This window comes from Streptomyces parvulus (assembly GCF_014648855.1).
Taxonomy (GTDB): Bacteria; Actinomycetota; Actinomycetes; order Streptomycetales; family Streptomycetaceae; genus Streptomyces; species Streptomyces parvulus.
The window spans coordinates 116,426-132,876 of sequence record NZ_BMRX01000007.1 but is presented as its reverse complement, the minus strand read 5'-3'; the positions used below and the strand labels follow the sequence as shown (position 1 = coordinate 132,876).

13 protein-coding genes are annotated in these 16,451 nt (G+C 71.9%); 5 read left to right on the top strand and 8 right to left on the bottom strand.

Translation table 11 applies throughout. The features are described from left to right. The first annotated feature begins 26 nt into the window (after positions 1 to 26). Complete coding sequence (locus IE108_RS14790; RefSeq protein ID WP_064730661.1) at positions 27 to 452, top strand: OsmC family protein; 426 nt, start codon at positions 27 to 29, stop codon at positions 450 to 452. Between the two features lie 5 nt (positions 453 to 457). On the opposite strand, the gene narI is transcribed toward IE108_RS14790, so the two are convergent. The 6 genes from narI to IE108_RS14760 all read right to left on the bottom strand — a co-directional run bounded on the left by narI (position 458) and on the right by IE108_RS14760 (position 8,888). Next, positions 458 to 1,180: a respiratory nitrate reductase subunit gamma gene (narI, locus tag IE108_RS14785; RefSeq protein ID WP_064730662.1), complete on the bottom strand. Its 723-nt coding sequence runs from the start codon at positions 1,178 to 1,180 to the stop codon at positions 458 to 460. Next, positions 1,177 to 1,671 (bottom strand): nitrate reductase molybdenum cofactor assembly chaperone, encoded by a 495-nt coding sequence (gene narJ, locus IE108_RS14780; protein ID WP_064730663.1) that lies wholly within the window; start codon positions 1,669 to 1,671, stop codon positions 1,177 to 1,179. The genes narI and narJ overlap by 4 nt, the downstream gene beginning before the upstream one ends. A 4-nt stretch (positions 1,672 to 1,675) precedes the next feature. Continuing rightward, positions 1,676 to 3,271, bottom strand: coding sequence for a nitrate reductase subunit beta (gene narH, locus IE108_RS14775; RefSeq protein WP_064730664.1), 1,596 nt, complete (start codon positions 3,269 to 3,271; stop codon positions 1,676 to 1,678). Beyond that, complete coding sequence (locus IE108_RS14770; protein ID WP_064730665.1) at positions 3,271 to 6,966, bottom strand: nitrate reductase subunit alpha; 3,696 nt, start codon at positions 6,964 to 6,966, stop codon at positions 3,271 to 3,273. The genes narH and IE108_RS14770 overlap by 1 nt, the downstream gene beginning before the upstream one ends. A gap of 143 nt (positions 6,967 to 7,109) precedes the next feature. After that, positions 7,110 to 7,973 (bottom strand): Sco1979 family transcriptional regulator, encoded by an 864-nt coding sequence (locus tag IE108_RS14765; protein ID WP_064730666.1) that lies wholly within the window; start codon positions 7,971 to 7,973, stop codon positions 7,110 to 7,112. Between the two features lie 87 nt (positions 7,974 to 8,060). Further along, entirely contained in the window at positions 8,061 to 8,888 is an 828-nt protein-coding gene (locus IE108_RS14760; protein ID WP_064730667.1) for a helix-turn-helix domain-containing protein, read from the bottom strand. A gap of 127 nt (positions 8,889 to 9,015) precedes the next feature. Between IE108_RS14760 and IE108_RS14755 the strand changes: the two genes are divergently transcribed. From IE108_RS14755 to IE108_RS14740, 4 genes are all read left to right on the top strand, one after another. Further along, complete coding sequence (locus IE108_RS14755) at positions 9,016 to 9,321, top strand: 4a-hydroxytetrahydrobiopterin dehydratase (protein WP_064730668.1); 306 nt, start codon at positions 9,016 to 9,018, stop codon at positions 9,319 to 9,321. Positions 9,322 to 9,325: 4 nt separating this feature from the next. Further along, positions 9,326 to 10,066 (top strand): class I SAM-dependent methyltransferase, encoded by a 741-nt coding sequence (locus IE108_RS14750; RefSeq protein WP_064730669.1) that lies wholly within the window; start codon positions 9,326 to 9,328, stop codon positions 10,064 to 10,066. A 573-nt stretch (positions 10,067 to 10,639) separates the two neighbouring features. After that, positions 10,640 to 12,370 (top strand): glycoside hydrolase family 6 protein, encoded by a 1,731-nt coding sequence (locus IE108_RS14745; RefSeq protein WP_189397663.1) that lies wholly within the window; start codon positions 10,640 to 10,642, stop codon positions 12,368 to 12,370. Between the two features lie 151 nt (positions 12,371 to 12,521). Next, on the top strand, positions 12,522 to 13,448 hold the full coding sequence (locus IE108_RS14740) for a class I SAM-dependent methyltransferase (RefSeq protein ID WP_064730671.1): 927 nt from the start codon (positions 12,522 to 12,524) through the stop codon (positions 13,446 to 13,448). 72 nt (positions 13,449 to 13,520) lie between these two features. On the opposite strand, the gene IE108_RS14735 is transcribed toward IE108_RS14740, so the two are convergent. Together IE108_RS14735 and IE108_RS14730 are read right to left on the bottom strand one after the other, a co-directional pair. Next, positions 13,521 to 14,354: an aldo/keto reductase gene (locus IE108_RS14735; RefSeq protein ID WP_064730672.1), complete on the bottom strand. Its 834-nt coding sequence runs from the start codon at positions 14,352 to 14,354 to the stop codon at positions 13,521 to 13,523. Positions 14,355 to 14,437: 83 nt separating this feature from the next. Then, a complete protein-coding gene (locus tag IE108_RS14730; protein WP_064730673.1) occupies positions 14,438 to 16,264 on the bottom strand; it encodes an AMP-dependent synthetase/ligase in 1,827 nt (608 codons plus the stop codon). Between the last annotated feature and the right edge of the window lie 187 nt (positions 16,265 to 16,451).

The window sequence follows — 16,451 nt, the reverse complement described above, 5'->3', positions numbered from 1 at the left end:
AGCAAGTGAATTCGAGAGGAACCGCCGTGGCAACCACGCGCTCCGCACACACCGTCTGGGAAGGCAACCTGCTCGAGGGCAGCGGTGTCGTCACCTTCGACTCGTCCGGCATCGGCGAGCAGCCGGTGTCGTGGCCGTCGCGCGCCGAGCAGGCGAACGGCAAGACCAGCCCCGAGGAGCTGATCGCCGCCGCCCACTCCAGCTGCTTCTCCATGGCGCTGTCGCACGGCCTGGCCGGCGCCGGCACCCCGCCCACCAGGCTCACCACCTCCGCCGACGTCACCTTCCAGCCCGGCGAGGGCATCAAGGGCATCCACCTGACCGTGGAGGGCACCGTCCCCGGCCTCGACGAGGAGGCGTTCACCGCCGCCGCCGAGGACGCCAAGAAGAACTGCCCGGTCAGCCAGGCCCTGACCGGCACCACCATCACCCTCACCGCCAAGCTGGCCTAGCACCGCTAGGAGCCCGTGCGCTCCCAGCCCCGCCGGTCCGGGCGCGGCCCCAGCTGCCTGGGGTCGCGCGACCGGTACACCACGTACGGGCGGGTCAGGTACTGGAGGGGCGCGCTGAACATGTGCACCAGGCGCGTGTAGGGGACCAGGGCGATCAGGATCATGCCGATGACCGCGTGCACGTGGTAGAGCACCGGCACGCCCTCCATCAGCTCCACCTTCGGGTTCAGGGTGAACAGGCTGCGCGACCAGGGGGCGATGGTGCTCCGGTAGTCGTAGCCGTCGCCCGAGGTGTCGGAGAGCTTGGCGATCATGCCCAGCACGATCGCGCCGAGCAGGAAGACGTACATGAACTTGTCGTTGGCCGTCGTGGCGCGGAAGACCGGCGCCTTGGTGCGCCGCCGGTAGACCAGCATCCCGATCCCGGCGACCGTGAGGACCCCGGCCAGGGTGCCGCCGTACAGGGAGAACAGGTGGTACGCGTGCTCGCTGACGCCGACCGCCCCGGTCCAGGACGCCGGGACGAACAGCCCGATCAGGTGGCCCACGAGCACGAAGAGGATGCCGTAGTGGAAGACCGGCGAGGCGATGTTCAGCAGCTTGGACTCGTAGACCTGCGAGGAGCGGGTCGTCCAGCCGAAGCGGTCGTAGCGGTGGCGCCACACCAGGCCCGCGACGAGCAGGGCGAAGGCGGCGTAGGGCAGGACACCCCAGAGGAAGACGTTCATCGGCGGGCTCCGGTGGGGGCGGGCGGCAGGGTGGCGCACACGGCGTCCAGCACGCACGCGTAGGGCGTGCCGAACGCGGTCAGCCGGGAGCGCAGCTGGTCCAGGGCGTCGCGGTGCTCGGTCAGCATGCCGATGTCCCCGGTGCGGGAGGCGAACTCCAGGACCGCCGGCAGGAAGTCCGGCAGCTCCTCGCCGGTGAACTCCAGGCCGTGGGCGCGGTACAGCTGCTTGAAGCGGACCAGGGACATGCCGCGGTTGCGGGTGTCGCCGTCGGTCCACCAGCTCAGGTACAGGCTGTGCCGGTTCTTGAAGTCGAAGACCTCCACGTAGTGCGCCTGGAGTTCGCCGTGGGAGGTGACGGCCGCGTGGTCGGTGAATCCGCGCAGCTGCGGGGCCGCCTCGCGCAGCAGCGGCAGCCGGGCGCGGAAGTCGTCGTCGGGGTAGGTCAGGCAGAGCGCCGCCGCCTGGTACAGCACCTCGAACCCGGGCATGGGATCAGGCCTCCCTCTCGTCGTCCGCGGTCTGCCGTCTGCGCAGGATGTGGAAGTTCTCCACCGGCACCAGCGGCAGCATCCGGCGTCCCGAGTCCTGGCCGAACGGCCCGTCGCCGCCCATGCCGGGCCCGCCCTCGGTGTCCAGGCTGCAGGTGTCCGGCAGCGCCGACGCCTCCAGCCGGTGCGCGTCCCCCACGGCCGCCGTCGGGATCACGTACCGCTCCTCGTACTTGGCGAGCGCCAGCAGCCGGTACATCTCGTGGATCTCCTCGGGCCGCATGCCGACGCCCGCGCAGACCGCCGGGTCCGGGTCCTCGCCGAGGTTGACCGAGCGCATGTGGGCGCGCATCGCGGCCAGCTTCTCCAGCGACGCCCGCACCGGGCCCACGTCCCCCGCGGTGAACAGCTCCGCCAGGTACTCCAGCGGGATGCGCAGGGTGTCGATGGCGCCGAAGAGGTTGTCCGCGTCCTCACCGTCGTGCCCGGTCTCCGTCAGCGCGTCCACCACCGGCGACAGCGGCGGGATGTACCAGACCATCGGCATCGTCCGGTACTCCGGATGCAGCGGGAGCGCCACCCGGTACCTGCTGACCAGGGCGTGCACGGGGGAGCGCCGGGCCGCCTCGATCCAGTCGAACGGGATCCCCGCCTCCTCGGCCGCCCGTCGCACCGCCGGGTCCTCCGGGTCGAGGAAGAGCCCCAACTGGGCCTCGTACAGGTCCTGTTCGTTCGGCGTCTCGGCGGCCTCGGTCACCTTGTCGGCGTCGTACAGGACCACCCCCAGGTACCGCAGCCGCCCCACGCAGGTCTCCGAGCAGACCGTCGGCTGCCCGATCTCGATGCGTGGGTAGCAGAAGGTGCACTTCTCCGCCTTGCCGGTGCGGTGGTTGAAGTACACCTTCTTGTACGGGCAGCCGGTCACACACATCCGCCAGCCCCGGCAGCGGTCCTGGTCGACGAGGACGATGCCGTCCTCCGAGCGCTTGTACATCGCCCCGGACGGGCAGGACGCCACGCACGACGGATTGAGGCAGTGCTCGCAGATGCGCGGAAGGTAGAACATGAACGTCTCTTCGTACGCGAACCGCACCTTGTCCGAGGCCTGTTGGCGGGTCCGCTCCACCATCGGGTCCAGGTCGCCGTAGGCGGGCGCGCCTCCCAGGTCGTCGTCCCAGTTCGAGGACCAGCCGATCTTCATCGGCTTGCCGTCGAGCTGCGAGACGGGCCGGGCGACCGGGTAGTCGTCGCCGAGCGGGGCGTCGGTGAGGTTCTTGTAGTCGTACGTCCAGGGCTCGTAGTAGCCCTTGATCTCCGGCAGCTTCGGGTTGGAGAAGATCCCGGCGAGCTTCCTGATCCGGCCGCCCGCCTTCAGTTTCAGCGCGCCGCGCCGGTTCAGCTCCCAGCCGCCGCGCCAGCGCTCCTGGTCCTCGTAGCGGCGCGGGTAGCCCTGTCCCGGGCGGGTCTCGACGTTGTTGAACCAGACGTACTCCATGCCCCGCCGGTTGGTCCACGCCTGCTTGCAGGTGACCGAGCAGGTGTGGCAGCCGATGCACTTGTCGAGGTTCATGACCATCGCGATCTGGGCCATCGGGCGCATCAGTACTCGACCTCCTGGCTGCGGCGGCGGATGACCGTCACCTCGTCGCGCTGGTTGCCCGTCGGGCCGAGGTAGTTGAACGCCCAGGACAACTGGGCGTAGCCGCCGATGAGATGGGTCGGCTTGAGCAGCAGCCGGGTCAGCGAGTTGTGGACGCCGCCGCGCTTGCCGGTGGTCTCCGCGAGCGGCACGTTGACCGTGCGCTCCTGCGCGTGGTGCATGTAGACGGTGCCGGGCGGCATGCGGTGCGAGACGATCGCGCGGGCCACCACCACGCCGTTGCGGTTGACCGCCTCGATCCAGTCGTCGTCCGCGACCCCGATGGCGTCCGCGTCCTGCGGCGACATCCAGACGCACTGGCCGCCCCGGGACAGCGCCAGCATGAACAGGTTGTCCTGGTACTCGGAGTGGATGGACCACTTGTTGTGCGGGGTCAGGTAGCGGACCGTCACCTCGCGGTGGCCGTCCGGACCGAGCCGCGGCTCCCCGAACAACCGGTTCATGTCCAGCGGCGGCCGGTACACCGGCAGCGCCTCGCCCAGCTCGTGCATCCAGTCGTGGTCCAGGAAGAAGTGCTGCCGGCCGGTGAGGGTGTGCCAGGGCTTGAGGTGCTCGGTGTTCAGGGTGAACGCCGTGTACCGCCGCCCGCCGGCCTCGCTGCCCGACCACTCGGGAGAGGTGATCACCGGCACGGGTGCCGCCTGGGTGTCCGCGTACGTGATCCGCTTGCCCTCGTGCTCGGCGGCCAGGTGCGCCATCTCCTGCCCGGTCCTCGCCTCCAGCGTGCGGAAGCCCTGGGTGGCCAGGCGGCCGTTGGTCGTGCCGGAGAGGGCGAGGATGGTGTCGGCGGCCTTGACCGCGGTGTCCAGCGCCGGGCGTCCGTCGGCGGGGCCGCCGCGCACCGGGCCGTTCGTCCGCCGCAGCCGCTCCACCTCCTCGTCCGGCTTCAGGGTGATGCCCTTGGCGGGCAGCCCCTTGGTCTCCACCAGCGGGCCGAGGGCCGCGAACTTCGCCCCGATCGCCGTGTAGTCGCGCTCCACCACGACCAGGTTCGGCATGGTCTTCCCGGGTTCCGGTTCGCACTCCCCGCGCCGCCAGTCCCGCACCACCCCTCCCGGCTGGGCGATCTCGCCGGGCGTGTCGTGCTGGAGCGGCGCCGCCACCAGGTCCCTGCGCACCCCGAGGTGCCCGGCGGCCAGCTCGCTCAGCTTCTCCGCGATCGCCTTGAACGTGTCGAAGTCGGTGCGCGCCTGCCACGGGGGGCTCACCGCCGGGGAGAAGGCGTGCACGTAGGGGTGCATGTCGGTGCTGGACAGGTCGTGCTTCTCGTACCAGGTGGCCGCCGGGAGCACCACGTCGGACAGCAGCGTCGACGAGGTGTGCCGGAAGTCCAGCGACAGCAGCAGGTCGAGCTTGCCCTCGGGCGCCTCCTCGTGCCAGACCACGTCCCGCGGGCGCTCGCCGGGCGCGGCCTCCTCGGCGCGCAGCGAGGAGTGGGTGCCCAGCAGGTGCTTGGTGAAGTACTCGGCGCCCTTGCCCGACGAGCCGAGCAGGTTGGCCCGCCACAGGGTCACGATCCGCGGCCAGTTCTCCGGGGCGTCCGGGTCCTCGCACGCGAACTTCAGTGTGCCCGCGCGCAGTTCCGCCACCGCGTCGGCCACCGGGTCCCCGGCGGCGTCGCCCAGCTCCAGCGGGTTGCGGTCGAAGGTCGGGTAGGAGGGCATCCACCCCGTGCGCGCCGACAGCGCGAGGCAGTCGGCGCCGGTCATCCCGGACAGCCGCCCCTCACCGAGCGGCGAGGCCAGCACGTCGGCGCGGAACCGGTCGTAGCGCCACTGGTCCGTGTGGAGGTACCAGTACCCGGTGCCGATCATCTGGCGCGGCGGGCGCGACCAGTCCGACGCCGCGGCCAGGGTCGCCCAGCCGGTGGAGGGACGGCACTTCTCCTGGCCGACGTAGTGCGCCCAGCCGCCGCCGTTGCGCCCCTGGCAGCCGGTGAGCTGGAGCAGGGCCAGGAAGGTCCGGTAGATCGTCTCGGAGTGGAACCAGTGGTTGGTGCCCGCGCCCATCAGGATCATGCAGCGGCCCTTGGACCGCTCCGCGGTCCGCGCGAACTCCCGCGCGATGCGCACACAGGCCGCCGCCGGGACCGAGGTGTGCGTCTCCTGCCAGGCCGGGGTGCCGGGCGCCCCGGCGTCCTCGTACGACGCCGGCCAGTCGCCCGGCACCCCGGGCCGCGCCACCCCGTACTGGGCCAGCATCAGGTCGAACACCGTCGTCACCAGCGGCCCGGTCGCCCCGCCCAGCCGGGTCGCGGGGACACCCCGCCGCAGGACGTCGCCGCGCCCCTGCCCGTGCGTGCCGCCCTCGGTGTCGAAGCGGGGGAGCAGCACCTCGGTACCCGAGGCCATCTCGTGCCCGTGCAGGCTCAGCAGGGGCCGGACCTCGCCCAGGTCGAGGTTCCAGCGGCCCCGGTCGGCCTCGTTCCAGCGGAAGCCCAGCGAGCCGTTCGGGACGACCGCGCGGCCCGTCCCCTCGTCCAGCACGACCGTCTTCCAGCGGGCGTCCTCGCCGCCCTGCCCGAGGTCGGCGGCGCGCAGGAACTTCGCCGGGACGTACGCCCCGTCCCGCTCGGTCAGCGTCACCAGGAACGGCAGGTCGGTGAAGCGCCGCACGTAGTCGTCGAAGAACGGCGTGGCGCGGTCGACGAAGAACTCCTTGAGCACCACGTGCCCCATCGCCAGCGCCAGCGCGGCGTCCGTGCCCGGGTGCGGGTGCAGCCACTGGTCGGCGAACTTGGTGTTGTCGGCGTAGTCGGGCGAGACCACCACGACCTTCTGGCCCCGGTAGCGGGCCTCCGCCATCCAGTGCGCGTCCGGCGTGCGGGTCACCGGCACGTTCGAGCCCCACATGATCAGGTACGCCGCGTCCCACCAGTCGCCCGACTCCGGCACGTCCGTCTGGTCGCCGAAGACCTGCGGGGACGCCACGGGCAGGTCCGCGTACCAGTCGTAGAACGAGAGCATCGGCGCGCCGATGAGGGAGTGGAAGCGGGCGCCCGCCGCGTGCGACACCATCGACATCGCGGGGATGGGGGAGAAGCCGGCGATCCGGTCGGGGCCCTGGGCGCGGATGGTGTGGACGTGGGCGGCGGCGATCATCTCGACGGCCTCGTCCCAGCCGGCGCGGACCAGCCCGCCCTTGCCCCGCGCCCGCTGGTAGCGCCGCCGGCGCTCCGGGTCGCCCTGGATGTCCGCCCAGGCGAGCACCGGGTCGGTCAGCCGCGCCTTCGCCTCCCGGTACATCTCCAGGAGCACCCCGCGCACGTACGGGTAGCGCACCCGGGTCGGCGAGTACGTGTACCAGGAGAACGCTGCTCCCCGGGGGCAGCCGCGCGGCTCGTACTCGGGGCGGTCCGGGCCGACCGACGGGTAGTCCGTGGCCTGGGTCTCCCAGGTGATGATGCCGTCCTTGACGAACACGTTCCAGCGGCACGAGCCCGTGCAGTTCACGCCGTGCGTCGAGGTGACGACCTTGTCGTGGCTCCAGCGGTCCCGGTAGAAGGCGTCCGCCTCCCGGCCGCCGACCAGTCCGATGCTGTGCAGGTCGGGTGCGGCGGTGCCCGGCCGGAAGAACCGCCCGGCGCGCAGCAGCGCCGCGCCCGGCTCGGTGGGCGGTGTCCGCGTGTCGGTCACGTGCGCTCCCTTGCTGGCCCTGGTTCCCGAACCTAGGGGCGGACAGGGGAGCGCACCCGTTCGCGGGGCCCGTACGGGTCAGTGCGGCCGTCCGGCGCCCGGACCGGGCCGGGCCGGGAAGGCGGGAGCGACCGTCCGCCGGGTCAGTAGTTCTCGCGGTACTCGCGCAGGACCTTCTCGGTGCGCAGGGTCGAGGCGGCGCGCGCCGTCATGTGGTCCAGGACCTCCAGGTGCGCGGAGACCTCGGCCCGGGAGTCCAGGTACAGGGCGCCCGTCAGGTACTCGGTGAAGACCATGTCGGGCAGCTCCGGCTCCGCGAACCGGAACAGCGTGAAGGGCGCGTACGTCCCCGGGTGCGGTCCGTCCTCGAACTCGGCGACCTGGAGCGTCACCCGGTCGTGGGTGGCGAATTCCAGGAGCTTGTCCAGCTGTTCGCGCATCACCCGGCCGTGCACGCTGACCGGGCGGCGCAGCACCGTCTCGTCCATCACCACCCACAGGTGCGGCGGGTCCGGACGCTCCAGCAGCCGCTGCCGCTCCATCCGCAGGGACACGTGCCGCTCGACGGCGTCCCCGCCGGCGTTGCCGATGGTCCCGGCCTCCAGGACCGAGCGGGCGTAGTCCTCGGTCTGGAGCAGCCCCGGCACGAAGTGCGGCTCGTAGGAGCGGACCATCCGGGCGGCGCCCTCCAGGCTCACGTACATGCTGAACCAGTCCGGCAGCACGTCGTGGTACCGCTGCCACCAGCCCGGCTGGTTGGCCTCCTCGGCGAGGGTCACGAACGCGGAGACCTCGTCGGCGGGGACTCCGTACGTCGTCAGCAGGATCTGGACGTACGGTATTTTCAGGGCGACCTCGGCCGCCTCCATGCGCCGCACCGTGGCCGGGGCCACCCGGAGCACCTTGGCGGCCTCGTCGCGCCTGAGGCCCGCGGCCTCCCGCAGCTCCTGCAGCCGCCTGCCGAGGACCACCTGGCCCACGGTGGGTGCGGCCCGTCGCTCGCTCACGCCCCGCCTCCCCAACGCCCCCAGGTCACACCGCAGTCTGCCACGGCACCCCGCCCGCCCCACAAGGGGTGTTCGCGATCAACCTCGTCAGGACAGCAGCGTGTGCAGGTACTTGGCGGTCGCCGGGTCGGCCGGCAGCAGCGTCTCGATGGCCAGCTCGGCCACGGTCACGTCCATCGGGGTGTTGAAGGTGGAGATGGACGAGATGAACGACAGGGTCCGCCCCTCGTGTTCGATGCGCATGGGCAGCGCGAAGTACGGCACCGGCCCGTCCGCCTCCAGGTCCGGCGCGGTGTCCGGCGGAGGGCCGGGCACGGGGTAGGCGGCCACCTCGTCGTACAGCGCGCGCAGCGGCTCGGAGCGCTGGAGGGCGATCTGCCGCTCCATCTGGTCCAGCAGGTGACCGCGCCACTCGCGCAGGTTGCGGATGCGCGGTGCCAGGCCCTCCGGGTGCAGGGTGAGCCGCATCGCGTTGAGCGGCGGCGCGAGCAGGTGCTCGGCGACCCCGTCCAGCAGCATCGCGATCCCCCGGTTGGCGGCCAGCACCCGGTACGTGCCGTCCACGACGAGCGCCGGATACGGCTCGTAACCCCGGATCAGCCGCTCCATGCCCTCGCGCAGGGCGCCCAGCGCGGGGTCGTCCAGCGGGGTCTCCGGGTAGTGCGGGGCGTATCCGGCGGCGAGCAGCAGGGCGTTGCGTTCGCGCACCGGCACGTCCAGGTGCTCGGCGAGGCGGAGCACCATCTCCTCGCTCGGCCGGGAGCGGCCCGTCTCGACGAAGCTGATGTGCCGGGCGGAGGAGTCGGCGCGCAGCGCCAGCTCCAGCTGGCTGACCCGCCGCCGCTCCCGCCAGGCCCGCAGCAGCGGGCCCACGCCCTGGGCGGCGGGGGCGGTGCCGGGCGTGAGTGCGGTCATGGGCCGAACGGTAGCCGACGGCGGCCCCGCCGGGACCCGGCCGGAGCCGCGGCCCGGGGCTCCGGCGGCCGCGCTGTGGCAGGCTGAACGGCGGTAACGGAACGCCCAGGAGCAGGGAGCGTGTCACATGCCCGTCGAACCGCTGTCGCCGCAGGAGATCGACGAGCGGCTGACCGAGCTGCCCGGCTGGTCGCTGGAGGACGGCCGCCTCACCCGGATCTACCGGCTCGGTTCGCACTTCGCGGCGACCGCCCTGGTGGTGCACGTCGCCCAGGTGCAGGAGGAGCTGGACCACCACTCCGATCTGACGCTCGGATACAACACGGTGTCCCTCGCGGTGCACACGCACAGCGCGGGCGGTGCCGTCACCGCGAAGGACGTCGAGCTGGCCCGCAGGGTGGAGGATCTGGCCGCCGGTCACGGGGCACACTGACGGTGTGCTCGACTACGACAAGGAAGCGGAGCGGTACGACGCGTCCCGCGGCGGCGAGCCCCGGGCCGAGGCCGCCGCGCGGGCCGTCCTGAGCCTCGTGCCGCGCCGGGCGCGCACCCTGCTCGACGTCGCCTGCGGCACCGGCATCGTCACCCGGCGCCTGGCGGCCGCGCCGGGCGCCCCGCGGGTGACCGGCGCGGACCTCGCCCCCGCCATGGCCCGCCGCGCCGCGGCCCGGCTGCCCGGCGCCGTCGTGATCGCCGACAGCCGCCGGCTGCCGTTCCGGGACGGCGGCTTCGACGCCGTCACCAGCGTCTGGCTGCTGCACCTGGCGGGGAGCGCCGACGACGTGCGGGCGATCGTGGGCGAGTGCGCCCGCGTCCTGCGGCCCGGCGGGGTGTACGTGACCACCGTCGACAAGGGCGCCTCGCACAACGTGGGCAGCGACATCGACGCCGTGCTCGCGGCCCGCCCGCCCAGCACCGTCCACGACACGGCCGCGGCGGTCGAGGCGTACGCCCGCGAGCAAGGCCTGCTCCCGGCGGGAGACGCCCGCTTCACCGGCCACGGCCAGGGCCGCAGCCCCCGCCGGACCGTCGCCGACCTGCGGCGCGGCTGGTTCGTCACCCTGCCGCCGGGCGGCCCGGACGCGGAGCGGTTCGCCGGCCGGCTCGCGGCCCTGCCGGACCAGGACCGGCCGCGGCCCGACCCGGTGTTCACGCTCAGGGCGTTCCTGAAGCCGTAGGGCGCCCCGCGGGGGCCCGGTGTGCGTTCAGCATGGTGCTGGTTCCTCCTTGCGGCTCGGAAAGGGAGTGGGGGAGGAGCGACAAGCCTTGAACCAGTGGGAGCGCTCCCATAGTGGGGAACGGGGCAACGGCGGTCAAGATGCGTGAAGAGTCGAAATGATTCGACGGGGTGAGAGCCGAGAAAGTCGGTAACTCCTCTGTTCTTCACGGTCACTTGGCGCTACCTTCGCTGAACCAGTGGGAGCGGTTCCATCAGTCGGCGCGACCCTCACGGCGCGCCCGGACTGCAAGGAGTCGCTCATGCGACACCCCCCGCACTGCCTTCCGCGTCCCGGACTCCCGGCCTCGACCACGGCCCGTCCCCGCGCGCGTCCACGGCCGGCCCGCCGGCCCGCACACGCACTCGCACTCGCACTCGCACTCGCCCCGGGCTTACGCACCGTGCCCGCGGACCGTTCCTGACCGCCGGTCACCACGGCACCCCCATGCCGATCGGCGACGGGCCGCGCCGAGCGTGCGCGCGGCCCCGGACGACAGCATCCGCACCCCCACGAAAGAAGGAACCCGCACCCATGACCCGTACCAGAACCGCGATGCTCGCCGCCCTCACGCTGGTGGCCGGCGCCTCCGGCACGGCGCTGGCGGCCCACTCCGCGAGCGCCGGAGCCGCGGCGCCCGCCTGCACCGTCGACTACAAGGTGCAGAACGACTGGGGAAGCGGCTTCACCGCCGCCGTCACCGTGACCAACAACGGTGCCGCCACCTCCGCCTGGTCGCTGGGCTGGACCTACGCCGGCAGTCAGAAGGTGACCAACGGCTGGAACGCGAAGGTCAGTCAGAGCGGCGCCGCCGTGACCGCGGCCAACGAGTCCTACAACGGCACGCTGTCCACGGGCGGTTCGGCGAGCTTCGGCTTCCAGGCCACGTACAGCGGCACCAACGCGGTGCCGGCCGCGTTCACCCTCAACGGCGTCACCTGCAACGTGGACGGCGGCGGCCCCACCGACCCGACGGACCCGACGGACCCGACCGACCCGCCGGAGACCGGCGACCGGGTGGACAACCCATACGAGGGCGCCAAGGTCTACGTGAACCCCGAGTGGAGCGCCAAGGCGGCCGCCGAACCCGGTGGCGCCAGAGTCGCGAATCAGCCGACCGGCGTGTGGCTCGACCGGATCGCCGCGATCAACGGCGTGAACGGTGGCATGGGGCTGCGCGACCACCTCGACGAGGCGCTGGCGCAGAAGGGCTCCGGCGAACTCGCCGTCCAGCTCGTCATCTACAACCTGCCCGGCCGCGACTGCGCGGCCCTCGCCTCCAACGGCGAACTGGGCCCGACGGAGATCGACAAGTACAAGACGCAGTACATCGACCCGATCGCCGCGATCCTCGCCGATCCGAAGTACGCGGGCCTCAGGATCGTCACCACGGTCGAGATCGACTCGCTGCCCAACCTGGTCACCAACGTCTCCGGGCGGCCGACCGCCACACCGAACTGCGACGTGATGAAGGCCAACGGCAACTACCAGAAGGGCGTCGGTTACGCCCTGAACAAGCTCGGCGACATCGGCAACGTCTACAACTACGTCGACGCCGGCCACCACGGCTGGCTCGGCTGGGACGACAACTTCGGTGCCTCCGCCGACATGTTCAAGACCGCCGCCACCACCGAGGGCGCGACCGTCGGAGACGTGCACGGCTTCATCGTCAACACCGCCAACTACAGCGCCCTGAAGGAGGACCACTTCAAGATCACGGACTCGGTGAACGGGACGTCCGTGCGCCAGTCCAAGTGGGTCGACTGGAACCGCTACACCGACGAGCTGTCCTACGCCCAGGCCATGCGCGACAAGCTGGTCTCCATCGGCTTCGACCAGAGCCTCGGCATGCTGATCGACACCTCCCGCAACGGCTGGGGCGGCACCGCCCGGCCCACCGGACCGGGCGCGACCACCACCGTGGACACCTACGTGAACGGCGGGCGCTACGACCGCCGCATCCACCTCGGGAACTGGTGCAACCAGTCCGGAGCGGGCCTCGGCGAACGCCCGCAGGCCGGCCCCGCCGCGGGGATCGACGCGTACGTCTGGATGAAGCCCCCGGGCGAGTCCGACGGTGCGAGCAAGGAGATCGAGAACGACGAGGGCAAGGGCTTCGACCGGATGTGCGACCCCACCTACCAGGGCAACGCGCGCAACGGCAACAGCCCCTCGGGCGCCCTGCCCGACGCCCCGGTCTCCGGGCACTGGTTCTCCGCGCAGTTCCAGGAGCTGATGAAGAACGCCTACCCGCCGCTGTCGTGAGCGGTGCGCCACGCGGGTGAGTCCGAGGGGTCCGGGCCTTGCGGTCCGGGCCCCGCCGGACGGAGGTTTTTTGCGGTACCGGCAATGTCGTTTGCCCCGGCCGGGTGGCCCGTCGCACTCTGAGGTCACCGCGAACGGGAGGCTGACCAGCATGGCGCACGACCACCACCACGACCACCACGGCTCCGCACCGGCGCACGGCCACGGCCACGCCCACGGGTCCGGACACGACCACTCCGACATGGACTGGGCCGAGATGGCCCCGCTGCTGGAGGCGCAGGCCGAGCTGTACACGCCCCTGTACCGGCAGGCGCTGGACTGGCTGGCCCGGGAGGCGCCCGACCCCGGGCTGGTCGTCGACGTCGGCAGCGGGCCGGGCGTCGTCTCCTGCCTGTTCGCCGACACCTTCCCCGGCGCCCGCGTGGTCGCCGCGGACGGCGCCGGCCCCCTGCTGGAGCGGGCCGGCGACCGGGCCGCCCGGCTGGGCGTCGCCGACCGCTTCGGCACCCTCACCGGCGATCTGCCCGACGCCCTGGGCGAGCTGGAGTACCCCGCCGACCTGATGTGGGCGAGCCAGAGCCTGCACCACCTGGGGGACCAGCGGGCCGCCCTCGCCGCCCTCGGCGGACACCTCGCGCCCGGCGGCACCCTGGCGATCCTGGAGGGCGGTCTGCCCGCCCGTTTCCTGCCCCGCGACATCGGCTTCGGGCGTCCCGGGCTCCAGGCGAGGATCCACGCCGTCGAGGAGGACTTCTTCGCCGAGATGCGCGCGAGCCTGCCCGGCTCCGTGCCCGAGACCGAGGACTGGCCCGCGCTGCTGACCGCCGCCGGCCTGAAGCACACCGGCACCCGCAGCTTCCTGCTCGACCTGCCCGCCCCCGTCTCCGACGCGGCCCGCGCCTACGCCGTCTCCTCCCTCACCCGGCTGCGCGAGCGGGTCGGCGAGGGCCTGGACGCGGGGGACCGGGACACGCTGGACCGGCTGCTCGACCCCGCGGACGCCGGGAGCGTGCACCGCCGGCCGGACGTGTTCGTGCTGGTCGCCCACACGGTGTACACGGCGGTCCGGCCGGCCTGACCCCGTTGCTGGGCGCGGGAGGGGCGGGACCCGGCAGGGTCCCGCCCCTCCCACGTCACGCCCGGGCGGTGCTCAGGAGTTGACCTCCGCCGGGTCCGAGCCCAGGCGCCGGTCCTCGTTCAGCGCGCTGATCGCCGCCAGGTCCTCGGTGTCCAGGGTGAAGCCGAACACGTCGATGTTCTCCTTGATCCGCGACGGCGTCACGGACTTCGGGATCACCACGTTGCCGAGCTGGAGGTGCCAGCGCAGCACGACCTGGGCCGGGGTGCGGCCGTGCTTCTGGGCGATCGCCACGATCGCCGGGATCTCCAGGATGCCCTTGCCGGAACCGAGCGGGGACCAGGCCTCGGTGGCGATGCCCTGCTCCGCGTGGAACTCGCGGGAGGCGTGCTGCTGGAGGTGCGGGTGCAGCTCGATCTGGTTGACGGCCGGAATGACGGACGTCTCGCCGGTCAGCCGCTCCAGGTGCTCCGGCAGGAAGTTGGAGACGCCGATGGCCCGCACCCGCCCGTCGGCGAGCAGCTTCTCGAACGCCTTGTACGTGTCGACGTACCGCTCCTTGGCCGGCATCGGCCAGTGGATGAGGTACAGGTCCACGTAGTCCAGGCCCAGCTTCGCCAGGGAGGCGTCGAAGGCGCGGAGGGTGGAGTCGTACCCCTGGTCGCTGTTCCAGAGCTTGGTGGTAACGAAGAGGTCCTCGCGGGCCACGCCCGAGGCGGCGAGCGCCTTGCCGGTGCCCTCTTCATTGCCGTAGATCGCCGCTGTGTCGATGCTGCGGTACCCGGCCTCCAGCGCCTGGACCACGGCCGTCTCGGCCTCGTCGTCCGGCACCTGCCAGACGCCGAAGCCCAGCTGGGGCATCTCGACGCCGTTGTTCAGGATGATCGGGGGGACCTTGCTGCTCACGAGCTCTTGATCCTTCGGTTGTGGTCAGGTGGTACTCATATCGTCAACGATCACGAGCCGCCACGCATTCCTGACCGTGGAACTCACGCCGTGTAGAGCGCCTCGACCTCGGTACCGTAGGCCTTCTCGATGGCTTTGCGCTTCAGCTTCAGCGAAGGCGTCAGCAGACCGTGCTCCTCGGTGAACGGCTGCGCGAGGATGCGGAAGGTGCGGATCGACTCGGCCTGCGACACCAGCGTGTTGGCCGCGACGACCGCCCGCCGCACCTCCGTCTCCAGGTCGGCGTCGTGCACCAGTTCGGCCGGCGGCATCTGCGGCTTGTTCCGCATCGCCAGCCAGTGCTCGACCGCCTCCTGGTCCAGGGTGATGAGGGCGGCGACGTAGGGGCGGTCGTTGCCGACGACGATGCACTGGTTGATCAGCGCGTGGTCCCGCACGCGCTCCTCCAGCAGCCCGGGGGAGACGCTCTTGCCGCCGGAGGTCACCAGGATCTCCTTCTTGCGGCCGGTGATGGTGAGGTAGCCGTCCTCGTCCAGGGTGCCCAGGTCACCGGTGGCCATCCACCCGTCGTGCAGGGTCTCGTCGGTCGCCTTGGGGTTGTTGAGGTAGCCCTGGAAGACGTTCTCGCCGTTCAGCCAGATCTCGCCGTCGTCCGCGATGTGCACGGTGACGCCGGGGACGGGGCGGCCGACGGTGCCGTAGCGGGTGCGCTCGGGCGGGTTGGCGGTGGCCGCGGCGGTGGACTCGGTCAGGCCGTAGCCCTCGTAGATCTGCACGCCCGCGCCGGCGAAGAAGAGGCCGAGGCGCCGGTCCATCGCCGAGCCGCCCGACATGGCGTTGCGGATGCGGCCGCCCATCGCCGCCCGCACCTTCGCGTAGACGAGCTTGTCGAAGAGCTGGTGCTGCACGCGCAGCCCCGCCGAGGGCCCCGGTCCGATGCCCCAGGCCTTCGCCTCCACCGCCTCGGCGTACTTCACGGCCACGTCGACGGCCTTCTCGAAGGGCCCGCCCCTGCCCTCCTTCTCGGCCTTGCGCCGGGCCGCGTTGAACACCTTCTCGAAGATGTACGGCACGGCCAGGATGAAGGTGGGTCTGAAGGCCGCCAGGTCGGGCAGGAGCGCGGCGGCGTTCAGCTGGGGCTGGTGGCCGAAGCGGACCCGGCCGCGGATCGCCGCGACCTCCACCATCCGGCCGAAGACGTGCGCGAGCGGCAGGAACAGCAGGGTCGCCGCCTCGTCGCCCTTCTTGGAGTGGAACACCGGCTCCCACCGCTCGATGACGGTGTCCGCCTCCCACATGAAGTTGCCGTGCGAGATCACGCAGCCCTTGGGGCGTCCCGTGGTGCCGGAGGTGTAGATGATGGTGGCGACCGAGTCGGGCGTGACCGCCTTGCGGTGCCGGTGCACCACCTCGTCGTCGAGGTGCGCCCCGGCGTCGTACAGCTCCTGGACGGCGCCCGAGTCCAGCTGCCACAGGCCCCGCAGGTGCGGCAGCCGGTCGATGACGGTGGCGATCGTCATCGCGTGGTCCTCGTGCTCCACGACCGCTGCGGTCACCTCGGCGTCGTACAGCATCCACATGCACTGGTCCGCCGAGGACGTCGGGTAGATCGGCACCACCTGCGCGCCGATCGTCCACAGGGCGAAGTCGAACAGGGTCCACTCGTAGCGGGTGCGGGACATGATGGCGACCCGGTCGCCGAAGCGGATGCCCTGGGCGAGCAGGCCCTTGGCGAGCGCCAGGACCTCGTCGCGGAACGCGCCCGCGGTGACGTCCCGCCACTGCCCGGCCGCGTCCTTGCGCCCCAGGGCGATGTGCTCCGGGTCCTCCTGGGCATGCTGGAAGACGACGTCGGCCAGACCGCCCACCGGCGGTGCCGACGTCAGCGCAGGACTGGTGAACTCACGCAAACCCCGCTCCCCGCTCTGGAATGAAGCCCCCGCACAGCGCGGTGAAAGCTACCCCACCCCGAAGAGGGGCGGGAGGGGCGCCGGACCCGGACGGGGCTCATGTTCGCGCTGGTCAGCGAGAGAAAATGCGCTCACATGGGGAAGGGTCGGACACTTGTTCAAGAGTTGCGCGGGATTCGGTGGCGTA

What these genes read in the sequence shown, in the direction of transcription:
- IE108_RS14745 (WP_189397663.1), top strand. Translation starts at nt 10,640, where the DNA reads ATGACCCGTACCAGAACCGCGATGCTCGCCGCCCTCACGCTGGTGGCC.
- narJ (WP_064730663.1), bottom strand. Translation starts at nt 1,671, where the DNA reads ATGCCCGGGTTCGAGGTGCTGTACCAGGCGGCGGCGCTCTGCCTGACC.
- narI (WP_064730662.1), bottom strand. Translation starts at nt 1,180, where the DNA reads ATGAACGTCTTCCTCTGGGGTGTCCTGCCCTACGCCGCCTTCGCCCTG.
- IE108_RS14755 (WP_064730668.1), top strand. Translation starts at nt 9,016, where the DNA reads ATGCCCGTCGAACCGCTGTCGCCGCAGGAGATCGACGAGCGGCTGACC.
- IE108_RS14760 (WP_064730667.1), bottom strand. Translation starts at nt 8,888, where the DNA reads ATGACCGCACTCACGCCCGGCACCGCCCCCGCCGCCCAGGGCGTGGGC.
- IE108_RS14740 (WP_064730671.1), top strand. Translation starts at nt 12,522, where the DNA reads ATGGCGCACGACCACCACCACGACCACCACGGCTCCGCACCGGCGCAC.
- narH (WP_064730664.1), bottom strand. Translation starts at nt 3,271, where the DNA reads ATGCGCCCGATGGCCCAGATCGCGATGGTCATGAACCTCGACAAGTGC.